This is a genomic window from Piscinibacter sp., assembly GCF_047600445.1.
GTDB lineage: Bacteria > Pseudomonadota > Gammaproteobacteria > Burkholderiales > Burkholderiaceae_C > Piscinibacter.
Window position 1 is genome coordinate 824,886 of record NZ_JASGKT010000002.1, and the last position, 16,131, is coordinate 841,016.

Here is a 16,131-nt window from a genome sequence, read left to right on the forward strand (position 1 = left end):
TGCACACCGCATGCCAACGTGCCTGGCGCCCACATCGCGGTATTCCGCGGCATTCGGCGCTCGGAAGCGAGGGTTTGCCCCGATCACCACGCCCGCGCCGGTGCTGCCGCGTGGCACGCCGTTGTCACGAAGCGGAGCAACGCCGCGGTCGTAGACTCGCCGCGTGCCGCGCCCGCCTTCGCATTCCACGCCGCCCGATCCGGCCTGCCACGTCCTCGTCGTCGAGGACGAGCAGACCATCGCGCGCAACGTCGTCGAGTACCTCGAGGCGAACGGCTTTCTCGTCGACATCGCCTACGACGGCCATGCCGCGCTGCTCGAACTCGGCCGCCGCACCTTCGACGTGCTGGTGCTCGACCTCGGGCTGCCGCGCCTGGACGGCCAGCAGGTGCTGGAGCAGCTTCGCCACCGCCTCGGGCTGACGCTGCCGGTGCTGGTGCTGACGGCGCGCGATGCGATCTCCAGCAAGCAGGCCTGCTTCGACGCCGGCGCCGACGACTACCTCGTCAAGCCCTTCTCGCTGGTCGAGCTGGCGATGCGCGTGCGCTCGCTGCACCGCCGCGCCACCAAGGCGGTGGCCGAGGTGGCGCTGGTGGCCGGCGCGCTGCGGCTGGACCGGCGCGAGCGCCAGGTCTTCGTCGGCGAGCGAGCGGTGCACCTGCCGCCGCGCGGCCTGCAGATCCTCGAACTGCTGCTGCGCGACCCCGGCCGCGTGGTGTCGCGCGCCGAGCTGGAGGCCGCGCTGTGGCCGCAGGGCTCGCCCGACAGCGACGCGCTGCGCAGCCAGATCCACCTGCTGCGGCGCGCGCTCGGCCAGGCCGGGTTCGACGGCCTGGAGACACGCCCCGGCCTGGGCTGGCGGCTGCGTCCGGAGGCGGACGCATGACGCTGCGGCGCCGCGTGCGCGTGGCGATGGTGGCGCTGACGGCGCTGTTCACCATCGTGCAGGGCACACTCGCCGTGCTGGCGATGCACGAGCAGGAGGACGACCTCGTCGACGACCTGGTGCTGGCCGCCAGCCGCCACCTGGCGCGCGGGCTGGAGCGCAGCGGCGCCGAGGTGCTGGGCGAAGGGCGCGAGCGCGTGCTGCTGCCCGAGGGTTACGAGGCCTGGTGGACCGCCGCCGACGGGCGCACGCTGCCCGACGAACTGCCGCCGTCGATGCGCGCGCTGGCCGACGGCCCGCACCTCGACAGCGCGGCGGGCGGCGAGTACCACATCATGGTCGCGCCGGCGGCGGGCGGGCGCCTGTTCGTGCGCTACAACGCCGCGCGCAACGAGGCGAAGGTGCGCGCCTTCGCCGCCCAGGTGTTCGCGCTCGGCGTGTTCTTCATCGCGATGGCGGCGTGGATCTCGCGCTACGTGTCGGGCCTGCTGGTGGCGCCGCTGGAGAAGGTGGCGCGCCTGCTCGACCACTGGGCGCCGGCCTCGGAGCCGGGCGCGGCGCTGCCCGTCGACGAGGAGCGCCGCGTGCTCGACGCCTTCGCCCGCGTGCAGGTGCGCTGGGAGCAGGGCCTGGCGCGCGAGAGCGAACGCTTCGCCGACATGCACCACGAGATCCGCACGCCGCTGGCCGCGCTGCGCACCGACCTCGAGATGCTCGAAGGCGCCTTGCGCCGCCAGGCCGAGGGCGGCGCCGCCGCCGCGCCGCAGGCCGAGCGGCTGCGCCGCGCGCTCGCCGCGGTGGACGCCATCACCGGCGCGCTCGAGGCCGAGCGCGCGCTGCACGGCGGCCGCGCCGGCGCGCCGCAGCGCGTGCCGCTGCTCGACTGCGTCGACGACGCCTGGGCCAGCCTCGGCGAGCTGCCCGAGGCGCGCGGCCTGAGCCTGCGCAACGAGGTCGATGCGCAGGCGCACGCGCTGGTCGACCGGCAGGCCCTGATGGCGATCCTGCGCAACCTGTTCCGCAACGCCGCCGAGCACGCCGCGCCGGCGCAGTTGCGCGTCGGTTATGCCGACGGCCGCCTGAGCGTCGCCGACGACGGCGCCGGCATCGCGGCGGAAGACCGTGCCTTCGTGTTCGAGCGCTACTACCGCGGCCGGCTGGCCGATTCACCCGATTCCGCCGAAGCACCCGATGCGCAGCGCGCCGCCGCGCCGGGCGCCGGCGACGACTACCAGCGCGGCCTGGGCCTGGCCATCGCGCGCCGCGTGGCCGAGGCCAACGGCTGGAGCCTGACGGTCGAGGCCGGGCAGCCTCGGGGCACGCGCTTCGTGATCGCGCTGCACGACGCGGCCGACACCGCGGCGCCGCCCGCCACGATGTCTTGACGCGCCTTTGACGCGGCGTCGACGCGCCGCTGACGTGCCCCTGCCTACGCTGGCGGCATGCTTTTGTCGAGCCGCCAGCGCTTCTTCCTCCAGGTCGGCCTGCTGCTGCCGCTGGCGCTGATCGCGCTGGCCGTGGCCGTGCCGCGCACCGGCCTCGACGCCGGCCTGAGCGCGGCGTTCTACGACGCCCACGCCCAGCGCTTCCTGGTCAGCGGCAGCGGCTGGCTCGACCTGCTCGGGCACCGCCTGGGCAAGTCGCTGGTGCTGGCGCTGTGGCTGCTGATCGGCGCCGCCGCGGTGGCGTCGCACTGGGTGCCGCGGCTGGCCGCGCACCGGCGGCTGCTGTGGACGCTGGTGGTGGCGATGGGCGCCGGCCCCATCCTCGTGACGCTGCTCAAGGACATCAACACGCACGCCTGCCCGTGGAGCCTCAAGGCCTTCGGCGGCAGCGCCGACTACAGCGCCGAGTGGTTCGTGTCGCGCTTGAACGCCGGCCGCTGCTTCCCGAGCGGGCATGCGGCGGGCGGCTTCTCGCTGGTGGCGCTGGCCTTCGCCGGCGAGGTGATGAACCAGCCCAGGCTGCGCCGCCTCGGGCTGTGGCTGGGGCTGCTCACCGGCGCCGCCTTCAGCCTGCTGCGCATCGCGCAGGGCGCGCACTTCCTGAGCCACAACCTGTGGTCGGCCGCGATCGACCTCGCCACCGCGGCGCTGGCCTTCGCGCTGCTGGCGCCGGATCGCGCGGCGCAGGCCGAGGCCGCGCCGTGATGAACCGCGACGAACGGGGCTGGTCGGTCGAGGTGCTGGTGCTGGCCACCATGGCGCTGCTGATCGCGCTGGCCAACATCCCGTTCTGGCGCGAGGCGCTGGCCGGGCGCAGCGCGGCCGACCTCGGCACCTGGCGCTTCGTCGCCGGCACCACCGTGCTGCTGGCGGCGGCGCAGGCCGTGGTGGTGCTGCTGCTGGCCACGCGCGCCACGGTGCGGCCGCTGCTCGGGCTGTTGATCGTCGCCAGCCTCGTCGCGCAGCACCTGATGCAGCGCTACGGCGTGGTGCTCGATCCGTCGATGATGCGCAACGCGCTGCGCACCGAGGTGCGCGAAGCCTCGGAGCTGGTGTCGCCGTGGCTGCTCGTCAACGCCGGCATCGGCGCGGTGGCCTTCGCCGCGCTGTGCCGCGTGCCGATCCGGCGCCGCACGGCGCTGGCGCCGGCGCTGGGGCGGCGGCTGGCCTTCGTGGCCGGCACCGCGGTGGTCGGCGTGGCCGCGCTGCTGCTGGTGTTCCAGGACTTCTCGTCGACGATGCGCAACCAGCGCGAGCTGCGCTACCGCATCACGCCGGCCAACCTGCTGTACTCCACCGGCCGCGCGCTCGCCGCCGACATGCGCGACGCCCGGCGCGCGCGCGAGCCGCTGCTGCCGGTGCACGCCGCGTCCCCGGCGCACGGACGCAAGCCGCGGCTGCTGGTGATGGTGGTCGGCGAGACCGCGCGCGCGATGAACTTCTCGCTCAACGGCTACGCGCGCGACACCAACCCCGAACTGGCCGCGCTGCCGGTCGTCAACTTTACCGACGTGACGGCCTGCGGCACCTCCACCGAGGTGTCGGTGCCCTGCCTGTTCTCCTCGTTCGGCCGCGCCCGCTACGACGAGGCGCGCATCCGCGCCAGCGAGTCGCTGCCGCAACTGCTGGCGCGCGCCGGCCTGCACGTGGTGTGGCTGGACAACCAGGCCGGCTGCAAGAAGGTGTGCGCGGGGCTGGAGTTCGTCGACGTCTCCAGCGGCACCGACCCGCGGCTGTGCCCCGGCGGCGAATGCCTGGACGGCGTGCTGCTCGACGGCCTGCGCCGCGTGGTGGAGGCGCAGGGCGAGGCGCCGGCGCGCGACACCGTGGTCGTGCTGCACCAGCTCGGCAACCACGGGCCGGCGTATTCGAAGCGGTATCCGCGCGAGTTCGCGCACTTCCAGCCCGAGTGCACGAAGCGCGAGCTGCGCGAGTGCTCGCGCGAGGAGATCGTCAACTCCTACGACAACGCGATCCGCTACACCGACCACCTGCTCGCGCAGGCGGTGGGCATGCTGCAGGGCTGGCAGCAGCGTTTCGACGTGGGGCTGATGTACTTCTCCGACCACGGCGAATCGCTGGGCGAGAAGGGCCTGTACCTGCACGGCATGCCCTACGCGATCGCGCCGCGCGAGCAGCTCGCGGTGCCGATGCTGTGGTGGTTCGGCGGCGCCGGCGCGCGCGGCTGGGACGGCGTCGACGCGGCCTGCCTGCGCGAGCGCGCCCGCCGCCCGGCGCGGCACGACGACATCTACCACTCGGTGCTCGGCCTGATGCAGATCGAGACGCCCAGCTACGACGCCGGCAGCGACCTGGTCGGCCCGTGCCGCCGCGGCGGGGCGGACGGATGAGCGAGGCGACGACGAACCCGCACAAGGGGCGCACCGGGTTGGTCCGCCTGTCGTGGGCGCTGCGCCATTCGCTGGCCGGTGTCGAGGCCGCACTGCGCGGCGAGAGCGCGTTCCGGCAGGAGGCGCTGCTGGCCGCGCTGCTGCTGCCGGCGGCCTTCTTCATCGCGCGCGGCTGGGTGGAACTGGCGCTGCTGCTCGGCTCGGTGCTGCTGGTGCTGATCACCGAACTGCTGAACTCCGCCGTGGAGGCGGCCATCGACCGCATCTCCTACGAGCAGCACGAGCTGTCCAGGCGCGCCAAGGACATGGGCAGCGCGGCGGTGCTGCTGTCGCTGCTGCTGTGCGTGCTGGTGTGGGGGATGGCGGTGTGGGGGCGGTGGGGCTGAGCGCGCACGCGGCCTGATCCGCGGCGTCAGGAACCCGATGCCGGCCTGGGCCGCGGCAGGTGCAGCGGCACGACCATGGTCACGTCGGCGGGTTTGCCGTCGATCAGCTTGGGCGCGAACTTCGCGGCGCGCATCGAGTGCATCGCCGCCTCGTCGTGCCCCGGGCTGCCGCAGCTTTCGAGCAGCACGACGCGCCGCACCTCGCCGGCCGCGTCGACATGCACGCGCAGCACGACCGGGCGGCGTACCTCGCCCCTGGGGCGCATCGTCGGCACCGAGATGCGCATCGGCGCCAGCATGCGCATGTCCTCGATGCGGACGACCGGTTCGGGCCATTCGTACTGTGCCTGCGCGGCGAAGGCGAGCGAGGCCAGCAGGGGCAGCAAAACGCGAGAGGGTGCTTGCACGTCGGGCTCCGGGCGTTGAATCCAAGGGGACGCCCGTGCGTGGCTGCGGGCTGCGTGGCGAGCGTTCGGGGAGCGAGTCTAGGCGCGCGTCGCGGGCCGGCGTCACGGCGCCGGCGCGGTATCGCGCAGGAATACCGGCAGGTCCATCACCGGCGGCTTCAGCCCGGCCTGGTAGAGCAGATCGGCCACGTAGCCGCGGTGGTAGGTCTTGTGATTGACGGTGTGCAGCAGCATGTCGGCGCGCGACATCGCGCCGGCGCCGCCGTCGACGAAGCGGAAATGCACGATTTCGTCGTGCGCCGCGTCCGACAGCGTATCGGCGTAGTCCACGAACCATTGGTCCACGTCCGCCTGCGCGCGCCGCAGTTCGTGCAGCGGCGGCCCGGTCGCGGTGTTGCGGCTCGTGAAGCCGTGCGGCTGGCCCTGCAGGTGCGCGCGCCAGATCAGGTCGACCACGTGCGCGTGGCTCAGCGTGTTGACGATGGTGCCGAAGCCGGTGGGGCGCGGCGCCGTGAGCACCTCGTCCGGCAGCGTGCCCAGCAGCGCGAACAGGCGCTGGTTGGCCCAGGCGTTGTAGCGCGTGAGCATGCGGACGTGGCGGGTGAGGCTCATGGGCAAGCGCCTAGAACACCAACGCCCGCCAGCGCGCATCCGCCGCGCGCGCCATGAACTGCACCGCGCCGCCGCGGCCGTGGCATTCGGCGATCAGCGTGTCCGGGGCGATGCCTTGCGCGTCCAGCGCGTCGCCGCAGGCATAGAGCCTGGCGCCGTGCGCCACCGCCTCGCGCATCGCGTCGAGCACGGTCTTGGCGTGGCGGTCGCTGGCGCGCAGCGCGGCGGCCACGCCGGGGGCGAGCAGGTGCACGCTGCGCGCGCTGAAGTAGATCTCCACCGGGATGTCCATCGCCGCCGCCGCGGCGGCGTGGAAGAAGGGCGTGGCCAGAAGCTGCGGCCGCTCGGGGTCGGCGGCCCACAGCAGGATGGCCAGGCCGGCCACCGGCTCGTCGACGAAGCTCATGGGTTCTCGCCTTCGTTCCCGATGCGCGACAGCCACGCATGATGCGCCATCGCCGCGGCGACCGGCTCGCCGTGCAGCAGCGCGGCGCGGTCGGCCTCGAAGTCGGCCGGGCGCACGCGCGCCAGCCAGCCTTCGCCGTAGGGGTCGCGGTGCACCAGCTCGGGCGTCGCGGCCAGCCGTTCGTTGACGGCCAGCACCGTGCCGCGCAGCGGCGATTTCACCGAGACGATGGCCTTGGCCAGTTCCACCACCGCGATCGAGCGTCCCTGCTCGACCTCGCTGCCCACCGTCTTCGGCCGGCACATGTAGATCTCGCCGGCCTGCGCGATGCCCAGCGCGGTGATGCCCACCGTCGCCGTGCCGTCGGCCTCCAGCCGCACCCACACCTGGTGCTCGACCAGGTAGTGCAGATCGTCGGGAAACTCGAACCCCGCAGCGTTCACGACGACGCTCCACAACGGCATGCCGCCACTGGACCCAAGCAAACGCCGCGGAACCGGCTTCGCCGGGCCGCCGGCGTTGCCCCCTGGGGGGAGGCGCCGCAGGCGCTTCCGGGGGGGGCGTCATCTCGGCGGAGGGGAACGGGAGTCGAACCCGCCCGGCAGCGCATGGCGCCACCCACCGGGTTTGAAGCCCGGCCGATCCACCAGGATCGTTTCCCCTCCGTGTTCATGCTCGTCACGTCGACACCGCCTCGGCGATGAACAGCGTCGAGTCGGCGCGCAGCTTGTGCATGTCGCCGACGCGGCGCAGCAGGCCGATGCGGTCGAAATACTCCAGGACCTGGATCGCGCGCTTGCGGCCGAGGCCGGTGGCGTCGCGGAACCGCGCGGCGCTGACCTCGCCCGACCCCTGCTCGGCGGCGACCCGCCGCGCGATGCTAGCGAGACTGGCGATGGTCGCCATCGGGTAATACAGGTCCTTGACGACCTGGTGCAGTTCGCCGCGCTGCGCCAGCCGCGCGAGCGTGGTGCGCATCAACGCCTCGGATTCGCCGCCGTCGCGCGCCAGGTCGCGCGCCCAGGCGCCTTCGAAGCCGGCTTGCGCGAGCGGCACCGCCACCTTCTGCGCGATGCGTTCCTCGCTGGCCGACAGGCGCACGCCGTGCTCGGGCAGGTGCACGAAGGCGCCGCGCAGCGCCAGCGCGCCCTCGGCGCGCAGCGCGTCGAGCAAGGCATGCCACAGCGGCTCGGCCAGGCGCGGCAGGGCGAGGCGGCGCAGCCGCGCGGCGTCGGGGCCGATCTCGTCGGGCTGGCGCGCGTGGTAGGCCGCCAGCGCGGCCAGCACCGCGCCGCGCGCCGCCGCGGCGTGCGCGGCGCCTAGCGCCCAGTCGCCGTGCGCATCGGCGTGATGCAGCGCGCCGGGCGCGTCGAGTGTGTCGAGTGTGGCGGCGCGGCCCTGCGCGGCGGCGAAGCGGCGCAGGTCGACGCCGTTCGGCGCGTGCGCGAGCACGGCGGCCAGGCGCGCGACTGGCGTGGGCAGCGCCAGCGCGTCGAGTTCGGCCAGGCGCTGCGGCGTGCGCCGGTAGCGCTGCGGCGCGAAGGGGTCGAGCACGCTGCCGCCGGCCAGCGTGCGGCTGGCCGAGGCGTCGCGCAGCACGACACGCTCGCCGTGCCAGGCGCCGACGCTCTGGCGCAGCACCAGTTGCACACGCGCCGTCGCGCCCGGCGCGAGGCTGTCGCCGTCGAGCACCGCCACCGTGCCGGGCAGGCCGGCCGCGCCCAGGTGCACGTGCACCGGCGTGCCGGAGCGCAGCGGCCTGGTTTCTTCGTGCCACAGCGTCAGCACGGCGTCGAGCCGGTCGGTGGCGATCGCGGCGGCCGGCGCCGCCAGCCATTGCCCGCGCGTGATCTCGTCCTTGGCCACGCCCACCAGCGCCACGGCGCAGCGCTGCCCGGCGTGCGCGGACGGCACCGGCTGGTTCTGCGCATGCAGGCTGCGCACGCGCGCCTCGCGCTCGCCGGGCACGAGGCGCAGCGTGTCGCCCACCGTCACCGTGCCGGCGTGCACCGTGCCCGTCACCACCGTGCCGACGCCGTCGAGCGTGAAGGCGCGGTCGATGGCCAGGCGGAAGGCCGCGTCGGCCTCGGCGCGCGGCGGCAGGCGGCGCGCGGCGTCGAACAGCAGCGCCTTGAGCTCGGCCAGCCCGGCGCCGCTGGTCGCCGACAGCGCCAGCACCGGCGCGCCCTGCAGCGGCGTGCCGTGCAGCAGCGCGGCGGCTTCGTCCTTCACCGCCTGCAGGCGCGCCGCGTCCACGCGGTCGGCCTTGGTCACCGCCACCGCGCCGCGCGCGAGGCCGAGCAGCGACAGCACCGCGAGGTGCTCGCGCGTCTGCGGCATCACGCCGTCGTCGGCGGCCACCAGCAGCAGCGCGAAGTCGATGCCGGTGGCGCCGGCGAGCATGGTGTGCACCAGGCGCTCGTGGCCGGGCACGTCGACGAAGCCGATCCGCTCGCTCGACTCGGGCACGTCGGCAAACGCATAACCCAGCTCGATGCTGATGCCGCGCTTCTTCTCCTCCGGCAGACGGTCGGTGTCGACGCCGGTGAGCGCGCGCACCAGCGTGGTCTTGCCGTGGTCGATGTGGCCTGCGGTGCCGACGATCATGAAGGGTTCAGGCGAGTTCCTTGGCGCTGATGGCGTAGCGGAAGCCGTCCGGCGCGAGTTCGTCGAAGGGGCCGGCGTCGTTCTCGCCGTTCGGGTACATCAGGAAGGGCAGCATACCCTTGCGTTCGCTGCCCGGCAGCGTCACGTCGTGTGCGGTGTTCCAGCCGACCCAGTTGCCCTCCCAGCGCCCGAACAGGCCGCGATTCACCGGCGCGGCCAGCGGGTGCGCGGTGTCCTTGATCCACTCGGGCGTCTCCTGGCGCATCACCTTCAGCACGTCGGCCGGGTCCATCGCCACCCAGCCGTGCCCGCGCAGGAACACCTCGGCGCGGCAGTGCTGCGCGCCTTTCAGGTTGGCGGGGTTGGCGCCCAGTTCCCTGTAGCCGAAGGCCGAGGGCGCCAGGCGCAGGCCGTAGACGTCGCGCGCCGGCACGCCGGCCGAGCGGCACAGGCCGACGAAGACCGCGTTCAGGTCGGCGCACTTGCCGCCCAGGTTGCCGCTTTCCAGCATCGCCTCGATGTCGCCGTTGCCGCAGCCGCGCACCGTGGGCTCGCGGTGCGCGTTGCTCACCACCCACTGGTAGATCGCGCGCGCCTTGTCGATGTCGGTCTTGGCGCCCCGGGTGGCTTGCAGCGCGGTCTTGCGCACGATGCCGTCGGTGGGCAGCAGCGCGGTCGGCGCGAGGCTGGCGCGCAGCAGCGCCGGGTCTTCGTCGACCTTCGTGCGCGCCGCCCAGTCGACCGCGCGGCTGCGCGTCTGCACGCGGCTGACCAGCGTCAGCGCCGGCGCGCCGGCCGTGGGCGCGAACTCGGCATACAGCATGCGCACGCCGCGCGCCGGGTCGGCGACGATGCGCGCGGCCGTGGCGTTGCCACTCCAACTGTTCTCGCCGGGGCGCTGCCAGTCGCTCGCCACGTCGGGAATCGGCAGCCAGACGCGCGTGGTGCCCAGCGCCTCGGGCACGCTCACGCTGGTGCTCAGGTCGAAGGTGCGCCAGGCGCCGGGCTGCGGCTCGAAGCGGCGTTCCTGGGCGCGCGCGGCCAGCGGCGCGGCGAGCAGCGCGGCGCCGCCTTGCAGCAGCGCGCGGCGGGTGAGGGTGCGGTTCATGGCAGTCCTTTCGTTCCAGGGTTGATTCACAGCAGGGCGCGCAGCCAGCCGCGCGCCGGCTCGCCGGTCCAGTCGGCGGCGCCGATCACGCTGAAGGCGGCGCGCCCGTCGCGGCCGATGAAGACGGTGCTCGGGAACAGCCGCACGCCACAGGCCTTGGCGGCCGAGCCGTCGGCGTCGCGCAGCACCGGCAGGCTCATCGCCTCGTTCTCCATGAAGCGGCGTATGGTCGCGGCGCCTTCCTTGAAGTTCACCGCCACCACCTGCAGGCCGTCGGCTTCGTGGCGCTGCGCCATCAGTTCGAGCGAGGGCATCTCCTCGCGGCAGGGCGGGCACCAGGTGGCCCAGAAGTTCAGCGCGAGCACGCGGCCGCGCTGCTCGGCCAGGCGCCAGGCGCGGCCGTCGAGGTCGGGCAGTTCGAGCGCCGGCGTCGCCGCGCCGCGCGGCCAGGGCCGGCGCTGCGCGGGCGGGTCGGCGGCCGGCGCGGGCAGCGCCAGCAGCGCACCGAAGGCGCCGAGGGCGCCGAGCAGCCGGCGGCGCGGCGGCCGCGTCGTCGTCACGCGAACATGTCCTCGAACTTCAGCCCGGCCCAGCGGAAGTTCTCGGCCACCAGCTCGGCGCGGCGCTGGTTGTCGTCGATCTGCTGCTGCTCGATCACGCCCTGCGCGTTCACCGAATAGTCGAACTGCACGCTGATCGCCTCGCGCGGGCTGCCGTTGACGAGCATGTAGCACAGGTTGTCGGGCAGCTTCAGCTCGGGCTCCTTGCCGGCCAGGCGCTGCGCGATGTAGCCGGCGACGATGTGGCCGTGCGAGTTCGCCACGTGGCCGCTCTTCGGATAGAAGCGGAAGCTCGGCGCCACCTCGCCGACCGCGTCGCCGATCACGTAGACGCGGTCGTCGTTCTTCAGGTGCAGCCGGCGCGGCTCGATGTCGGCCCAGCCAGTCGGCTTGCCCTGCGCGTCGGCGCCGATCGTGCCGGCCTTCCAGGCGATGTCGGCGGCCTGGTGCGGCGCCATCAGCACGGCGTGGTCGAAGCGCATGTCGCCGGCGCTGGTCTTGATGCGCTTGGCGAAGGGGTCGACCTCCTGCACGTGTGCGTTCGGCACGTAGGTGATGTAGTCCTTGTACAGCTCGTCGAAGGCGGCCTTGAAGCCCACGCCGATCGGCATGATGCGCGGCTTGTGGTCGAGGATGGTCACGCGGCCGGGGATCTTGTTGGTCTTGAAGTGCCAGGCCACCATGCAGGCGCGTTCGTAGGGGCTGGGCGGGCAGCGCTGCGGCGGCGGCGGCAGGTTCATCACCCAGTCGCCGCCCTTGAAGTCGTGCAGCGCGCGCTTGAGCGCGACGTGCTCGGCGCCGGGGATGTAGGCGGCCGGGAAGCGCGAGCGCGCCGCGTCGGCGGCGCGGCGGTCGTTGCCGAACCAGGCCTCGTAGCCGTAGCGTATGCCCGCGGCGATGACGAGGTAGTCGTAGTCGAGCGCGCCCTGCGTGGTGACGACGCGGCGCGCGGCGCGGTCGATCTCCAGCACCTCGGTCTGCACGAAGCGGTAGCCGTGGCGCTCGGAGACGCGCAGGTAGTCGTGCGTGAGGTAGGCGGTGTCGACCACGTCGATCAGCCACTTGTTGCTCAAGGGGCAGGAGAAGAACACCGGGTTGCGCTCGAGCATCACCACTTCGGCCTGCGGCGCGAGCAGGCGCAACTGCTTGGCGACGCTGAGGCCGCCCCAGCCGCCGCCGACCACGACGATGCGCGGCGCCCTGCCCTTGGGCAGCAGCGTCTGCCCGGGCGTGGCGATCAGCGGGGGAAGCGCGGGCGAGGAGGAGGTGGCAGTGGTGGCGCAGCCGGCGAGCAGCGCGGCCGACGCCCCCGCCGCACCGGCGAGGAACTGGCGTCGAGCTAGGGTCATCTCTTGTCTCCGTTTTTTGTGGGTCAGGCCAGCGCGTCGCGCAGCGCCGGCAGTTGGGCGAGGAAGGGCTGTGCGTCTTTTTCGGTTTCGAGGCAGCGCAGGTCGAGCAGCAAGCGGTCGTCGGCGATGCGGGCTATCACCGGCAGCGGCAGCGAGCGCAAGGCGGCGGCGAGTTCGTCGAGCGCGCGGCCGGCGCCTTTCTTCTGCGCCGGCGCGATCGCGAGGCCGGCCGAGGGCAGCCGCTCCACCGGCAGCGAGCCCGAGCCGATCTGGCCCTGCATCGCCGCCACCTCGACCGTGAAGCGCGGCGCCACGGCCTCGGCCACGGCCGGCGCGAGCTGCTGCGCGAGGGCGCGGATCTCGTGCTCCGGCCGCGTCAGCAGGCGCAGTGTCGGCAGATCCCGTGCGAGGCGCTCGGGGCGCAGGTACAGGCGCAGTGTCGCTTCCAGCGCGGCCAGCGGCAGCTTGCTCATGCGCAGCGCACGCTTCATCGGGAACTTGCGGATGCGGCCCACCGCGTCTTGGGTGCCGACGATCAGCCCGGCCTGCGGGCCGCCGAGCAGCTTGTCGCCGCTGAAGGTGACGACGTCGCAGCCGGCGGCGAGCTTGTCCTGCGGCAGCGGCTCGCGCGGCAATCCATATGCCGCCAGGTCGACCAGCGCGCCGCTGCCGAGGTCGGTGGCCATCGGCAGGCCGCGCGCGTGCGCGATGCGCGCGATCTGCGCCTCGTCTACCGCCGCGGTGAAGCCCTGCACCGCGTAGTTGCTGGTGTGCACCTTCATCAGCAGCGCGGTGCGTTCGCCGATGGCGCGCTCGTAGTCGTGCGCATGGGTGCGGTTGGTGGTGCCCACTTCGACCAGCGTGGCGCCGGCCGAGGCCATCACGTCGGGCATGCGGAAGGCGCCGCCGATCTCGACCAGCTCGCCGCGCGAGACGATCACCTCCCGGCCGCGCGCCAGCGCGGCGATGCTCAGCAGCACGGCGGCGGCGTTGTTGTTGACCACCGTCGCGGCCTCGGCGCCGGTGATCGTGGTGAGCAGTTCCTCGACGACCGAATCGCGGTCGCCGCGGCCGCCGGAGGCGAGCTCGTATTCGAGGTTGTTCGGCCCGGCCATCATCGCCAGCAGGTGCTGCAGCGCCGGCTCGGCCAGCAGCGCGCGGCCGAGGTTGGTGTGGATCACCGTGCCGGTGAGGTTGAGCACGCGCCGCAGGCGCGGCGCGAGGCGCGCCTCGACGCGCGCGCGCAGCGCGGCGTTCAAAGCATCGGGCTGCACCGCGGCAGCGGAAAGCTCACCTGCCAGCGCCTGCGCGCGCAGCGCGTCGAGCAGCGCGCGCGCCTCGCCGGCCACCAGCGTGTGGCCGTGCTCGGCCAGCAGCGCGGCGGCGGCGGGCGTACGGATCAGGCGGTCGACGGAGGGGAGGTCCTTCGCGCTGGCCTTGGAACCGTGTACCACGGATTCTTCGGGCCGGGCGTTCATGGACCGGGGTCTGGCGGCGGCGCCTCGGGCGCGCCGAACAGCAGCATCAGGTTGACGCCATGGCGCTGGTAGCCGGCGTCGGAGACGAGCAGGTCCAGCGTGACGCTGGCCAGGTCATCGGCCACCGGCTCGACGAAGGGGTCGCGGTCGGTGTGCATGATCTTCAGGTAGCTGTGGCAGTCGTCGCAGGTCTCGGCCTGCAACGCGGCGCTGGCGGCGCGGCTGCGGCCGCCTTCGCCGCCTTCGCCGCCGTCGTCGGCGCCGGCGGTGTCCAGCGACTGGTAGGCCATGCGCTTCGTCGACAGGCAGCTCGGGCACTTGATGCGCACCATGTGCCACTGCAGGCCGCACAGCGAGCAGTGCAGGTAGCGCTGGCCCAGCGATTCGCCGCTGCTGCGCGTGATGCTGGCGGTCGGCCGGCTGCCGCAGCAGGGGCAGGCGGTCTCGTCGTCGATGCGGCCGAAGGGCGCGCCGCGCTCCGGCGGCTGGGCGAGCAGGGCGGTCGCCATGTGGGTCCAGTAGACCTGCAAGGCCGCGGCCACCAGCGGCGCCGTGGCCAGGTCCAGCCCTTCCATCACGCCGGTGAGCAGGCAGTCGGCCTGGCGCTCCAGCCAGTCGGCGTCGGCCTGGGCCGCCACGTCCAGCGCCGCCTTGGCGCCGGGCGGCGCGCCGCGTTGCAGGTCGGCGGCGATCTGCCGCGCGGCGCCGTGCCAGGCCGGGTCGCGCGGCCAGTCGGCCGCCGGCAGCGGCGGCCGGCCCATGCCGAAGGCGCGGTCCAGCGCCGCGGCATCCGGCAGCGGCACGGACGGGAAGGCCTCCAGCCGGCGCTGCTGCGCCTGCGCCAGATCGGCCATGAACAGCAGGTAGTCGCCCATCGCGTGGCCGCGCGCCAGCTGGCGCAGGCGCATCGCGCGCTCGGCGAACAGCGTGCCGCGCTGCGGCGGGTGCAGGAAGGCCGTCTCGCCGCCGGCGCGCGCGGCGATCTCCTCGGGTGTCATCACCCGCACGCTGGCGGCGGCGGCTTCCGTCATCGGCGGCCCTGCGTCATGTCACGGTGCCACAGCGCGTGGTGCTGCCGCGCCCAGCTCTCGGTGACGGTGCCGCGGGTCATCGCGCGCACCGTGCCCTTCACCCAGATCGCCGCGTAGACGTGCACGATGGTCGCCAGGATCAGCACCACCGCCGCGATCGCGTGCAGCAGCACCGCGATGCGGCCCACGGTGATCGGGAAGTAGGGCGCGAACCAGGGGCGCCAGAACATCACGCCGGTGACGATCAGCACCGCGAGGCTCACCGCCATCGCCCAGAAGATGCCCTTCTGCCCGGCGTTGTACTTGCCCACCGGCGGCATCTTCGACTTGTCGCCGCGCAGCATGTCGGCGCTGTGGCGGCGCCACTCGCGGTCGGCGTCGGTCATCACGTTGGCGCGCCACAGGCGGAAGAACAGTCCGAGGAAGGACACGAACATGATCACGCCGAAGAACGGGTGCAGGATGCGCGACCACGAACCGCCGCCGAACAGGTTGGTGAGGAAGAAGAACGCCGGGTGGAAGAACGCCAGGCCGGAGAGCGCGGCGAACACGAAGAAGATCGCGATGACCCAGTGGTTCATGCGCTCGCTGTCGGTGTAGCGCAGCAGCAGGCTGTCTCGTCTCATCACGCATTCTCCTTCTCGTCTTCGCTCTTCTCCTCGATCGGGCCGACCTTCATGTAGTGCAGGAAGCCGACCAGCACCGCGCCGATCATGCCCGCCACCGCGAGCGGCTTGGCGAAGCCCTTCCACAGCGACACCATCGGGCTGATGCTCGGGTTGTTGGGCAGCTCTTCCAGTTCGGGCCGGTCGGCGTGCTTGAGCACGTACATCACGTGCGTGCCGCCCACGCCGGCCGGGTTGTACAGCCCCGCGTTCTGGAAGCCGCGCTCCTTCAGCTCGGCCGCGCGCTTCTCGCCGTAGACGACCATGTCGTCCTTGGTGCCGAAGCCGATCGCCCCGGTCGGGCAGGTCTTCACGCACGCCGGTTCGAGGCCCACGCCGACGCGGTCGGAACACAAGGTGCACTTGTAGGCCTTGTTGTCCTTCTCGCTGATGCGCGGCACGTCGAAGGGGCAGCCCTTGACGCAGTAGCCGCAGCCGATGCAGTTCTCCGAGATGAAGTCGACGATGCCGTTGGCGTACTTGACGATCGCGCCCGGCGACGGACACGCCTTCAGGCAGCCCGGATCCTCGCAGTGCATGCAGCCGTCCTTGCGGATCAGCCATTCGAGGTTGCCCTCGGTCGGCTCGACCTCGAAGAACTTCATCACCGTCCACGACGACGGCGTGAGGTCCACCGGGTTGTCGTAGACGCCGACGTTCTGGCCGACCTCGTCACGCAGGTCGTTCCAGTTCATGCACGCGACCTGGCAGGCCTTGCAGCCGATGCACTTGGACTCGTCGATGAGCTTGGCGACCTGCGGTACGGCGGAGCGTGCCTGCGGGGTGGGCGTGGTGGTGGCCGAGCGCGCGACCACATCTTGCGATTGGAGGCTGGCCATG

General features: G+C 73.1%; 17 protein-coding genes and 1 tRNA gene. 5 read left to right on the plus strand and 13 right to left on the minus strand.

Features of this window, described 5'->3' with window-relative positions; genetic code table 11:
* The first annotated feature begins 163 nt into the window (after positions 1-163).
* The 5 genes from QM792_RS07935 to QM792_RS07955 are packed head-to-tail and all read left to right on the plus strand — an operon-like array spanning position 164 to position 5,068.
* Positions 164-886 carry a response regulator transcription factor gene (locus QM792_RS07935; RefSeq protein WP_415149008.1) on the plus strand — a complete coding sequence of 241 codons (723 nt, stop codon included), beginning with the start codon at positions 164-166 and terminating at the stop codon, positions 884-886.
* On the plus strand, positions 883-2,271 hold the full coding sequence (locus QM792_RS07940; RefSeq protein WP_415149009.1) for a sensor histidine kinase: 1,389 nt from the start codon (positions 883-885) through the stop codon (positions 2,269-2,271). Before QM792_RS07935 ends, QM792_RS07940 begins: the two co-directional genes overlap by 4 nt.
* A gap of 57 nt (positions 2,272-2,328) precedes the next feature.
* A complete protein-coding gene (locus tag QM792_RS07945; RefSeq protein ID WP_415149010.1) occupies positions 2,329-3,036 on the plus strand; it encodes a phosphatase PAP2 family protein in 708 nt (235 codons plus the stop codon).
* Positions 3,036-4,682: a phosphoethanolamine transferase gene (locus QM792_RS07950; RefSeq protein WP_415149011.1), complete on the plus strand. Its 1,647-nt coding sequence runs from the start codon at positions 3,036-3,038 to the stop codon at positions 4,680-4,682. Before QM792_RS07945 ends, QM792_RS07950 begins: the two co-directional genes overlap by 1 nt.
* Positions 4,679-5,068 carry a diacylglycerol kinase gene (locus tag QM792_RS07955; RefSeq protein ID WP_415149012.1) on the plus strand — a complete coding sequence of 130 codons (390 nt, stop codon included), beginning with the start codon at positions 4,679-4,681 and terminating at the stop codon, positions 5,066-5,068. The genes QM792_RS07950 and QM792_RS07955 overlap by 4 nt, the downstream gene beginning before the upstream one ends.
* A gap of 26 nt (positions 5,069-5,094) precedes the next feature.
* On the opposite strand, the gene QM792_RS07960 is transcribed toward QM792_RS07955, so the two are convergent.
* The 13 genes from QM792_RS07960 to fdxH form a co-directional block, all read right to left on the minus strand.
* Entirely contained in the window at positions 5,095-5,475 is a 381-nt protein-coding gene (locus QM792_RS07960) for an energy transducer TonB family protein (RefSeq protein WP_415149013.1), read from the minus strand.
* Between the two features lie 102 nt (positions 5,476-5,577).
* Positions 5,578-6,087 carry a DinB family protein gene (locus QM792_RS07965; RefSeq protein WP_415149015.1) on the minus strand — a complete coding sequence of 170 codons (510 nt, stop codon included), beginning with the start codon at positions 6,085-6,087 and terminating at the stop codon, positions 5,578-5,580.
* A gap of 10 nt (positions 6,088-6,097) precedes the next feature.
* Entirely contained in the window at positions 6,098-6,493 is a 396-nt protein-coding gene (locus QM792_RS07970; RefSeq protein ID WP_415149017.1) for a DsrE family protein, read from the minus strand.
* The gene (locus QM792_RS07975) at positions 6,490-6,936 is read right to left on the minus strand and encodes a glycine cleavage system protein H (protein ID WP_415149019.1); all 447 of its coding nucleotides are present in this window, start codon (positions 6,934-6,936) and stop codon (positions 6,490-6,492) included. The genes QM792_RS07970 and QM792_RS07975 overlap by 4 nt, the downstream gene beginning before the upstream one ends.
* Positions 6,937-7,065: 129 nt before the next feature.
* Positions 7,066-7,158 (minus strand) — tRNA-Sec (locus tag QM792_RS07980).
* Between the two features lie 13 nt (positions 7,159-7,171).
* A complete protein-coding gene (gene selB / locus QM792_RS07985; RefSeq protein WP_415149021.1) occupies positions 7,172-9,100 on the minus strand; it encodes a selenocysteine-specific translation elongation factor in 1,929 nt (642 codons plus the stop codon).
* A 7-nt stretch (positions 9,101-9,107) separates the two neighbouring features.
* A complete protein-coding gene (locus QM792_RS07990) occupies positions 9,108-10,208 on the minus strand; it encodes a transglutaminase-like domain-containing protein (protein ID WP_415149022.1) in 1,101 nt (366 codons plus the stop codon).
* A gap of 26 nt (positions 10,209-10,234) precedes the next feature.
* Positions 10,235-10,768, minus strand: a complete 534-nt coding sequence (locus QM792_RS07995) for a TlpA family protein disulfide reductase (protein ID WP_415149024.1) — start codon at positions 10,766-10,768, stop codon at positions 10,235-10,237.
* Positions 10,765-12,117, minus strand: coding sequence for an FAD-dependent oxidoreductase (locus QM792_RS08000; RefSeq protein WP_415149026.1), 1,353 nt, complete (start codon positions 12,115-12,117; stop codon positions 10,765-10,767). Before QM792_RS08000 ends, QM792_RS07995 begins: the two co-directional genes overlap by 4 nt.
* 23 nt (positions 12,118-12,140) lie before the next feature.
* Positions 12,141-13,595, minus strand: coding sequence for an L-seryl-tRNA(Sec) selenium transferase (gene selA / locus QM792_RS08005; protein ID WP_415149028.1), 1,455 nt, complete (start codon positions 13,593-13,595; stop codon positions 12,141-12,143).
* A complete protein-coding gene (gene fdhE, locus QM792_RS08010; protein ID WP_415149030.1) occupies positions 13,592-14,626 on the minus strand; it encodes a formate dehydrogenase accessory protein FdhE in 1,035 nt (344 codons plus the stop codon). The genes selA and fdhE overlap by 4 nt, the downstream gene beginning before the upstream one ends.
* Positions 14,623-15,252: a formate dehydrogenase subunit gamma gene (locus QM792_RS08015; RefSeq protein WP_415149032.1), complete on the minus strand. Its 630-nt coding sequence runs from the start codon at positions 15,250-15,252 to the stop codon at positions 14,623-14,625. The genes fdhE and QM792_RS08015 overlap by 4 nt, the downstream gene beginning before the upstream one ends.
* Positions 15,252-16,130, minus strand: a complete 879-nt coding sequence (gene fdxH, locus QM792_RS08020; RefSeq protein ID WP_415149033.1) for a formate dehydrogenase subunit beta — start codon at positions 16,128-16,130, stop codon at positions 15,252-15,254. The genes QM792_RS08015 and fdxH overlap by 1 nt, the downstream gene beginning before the upstream one ends.
* Position 16,131 lies beyond the last annotated feature (1 nt).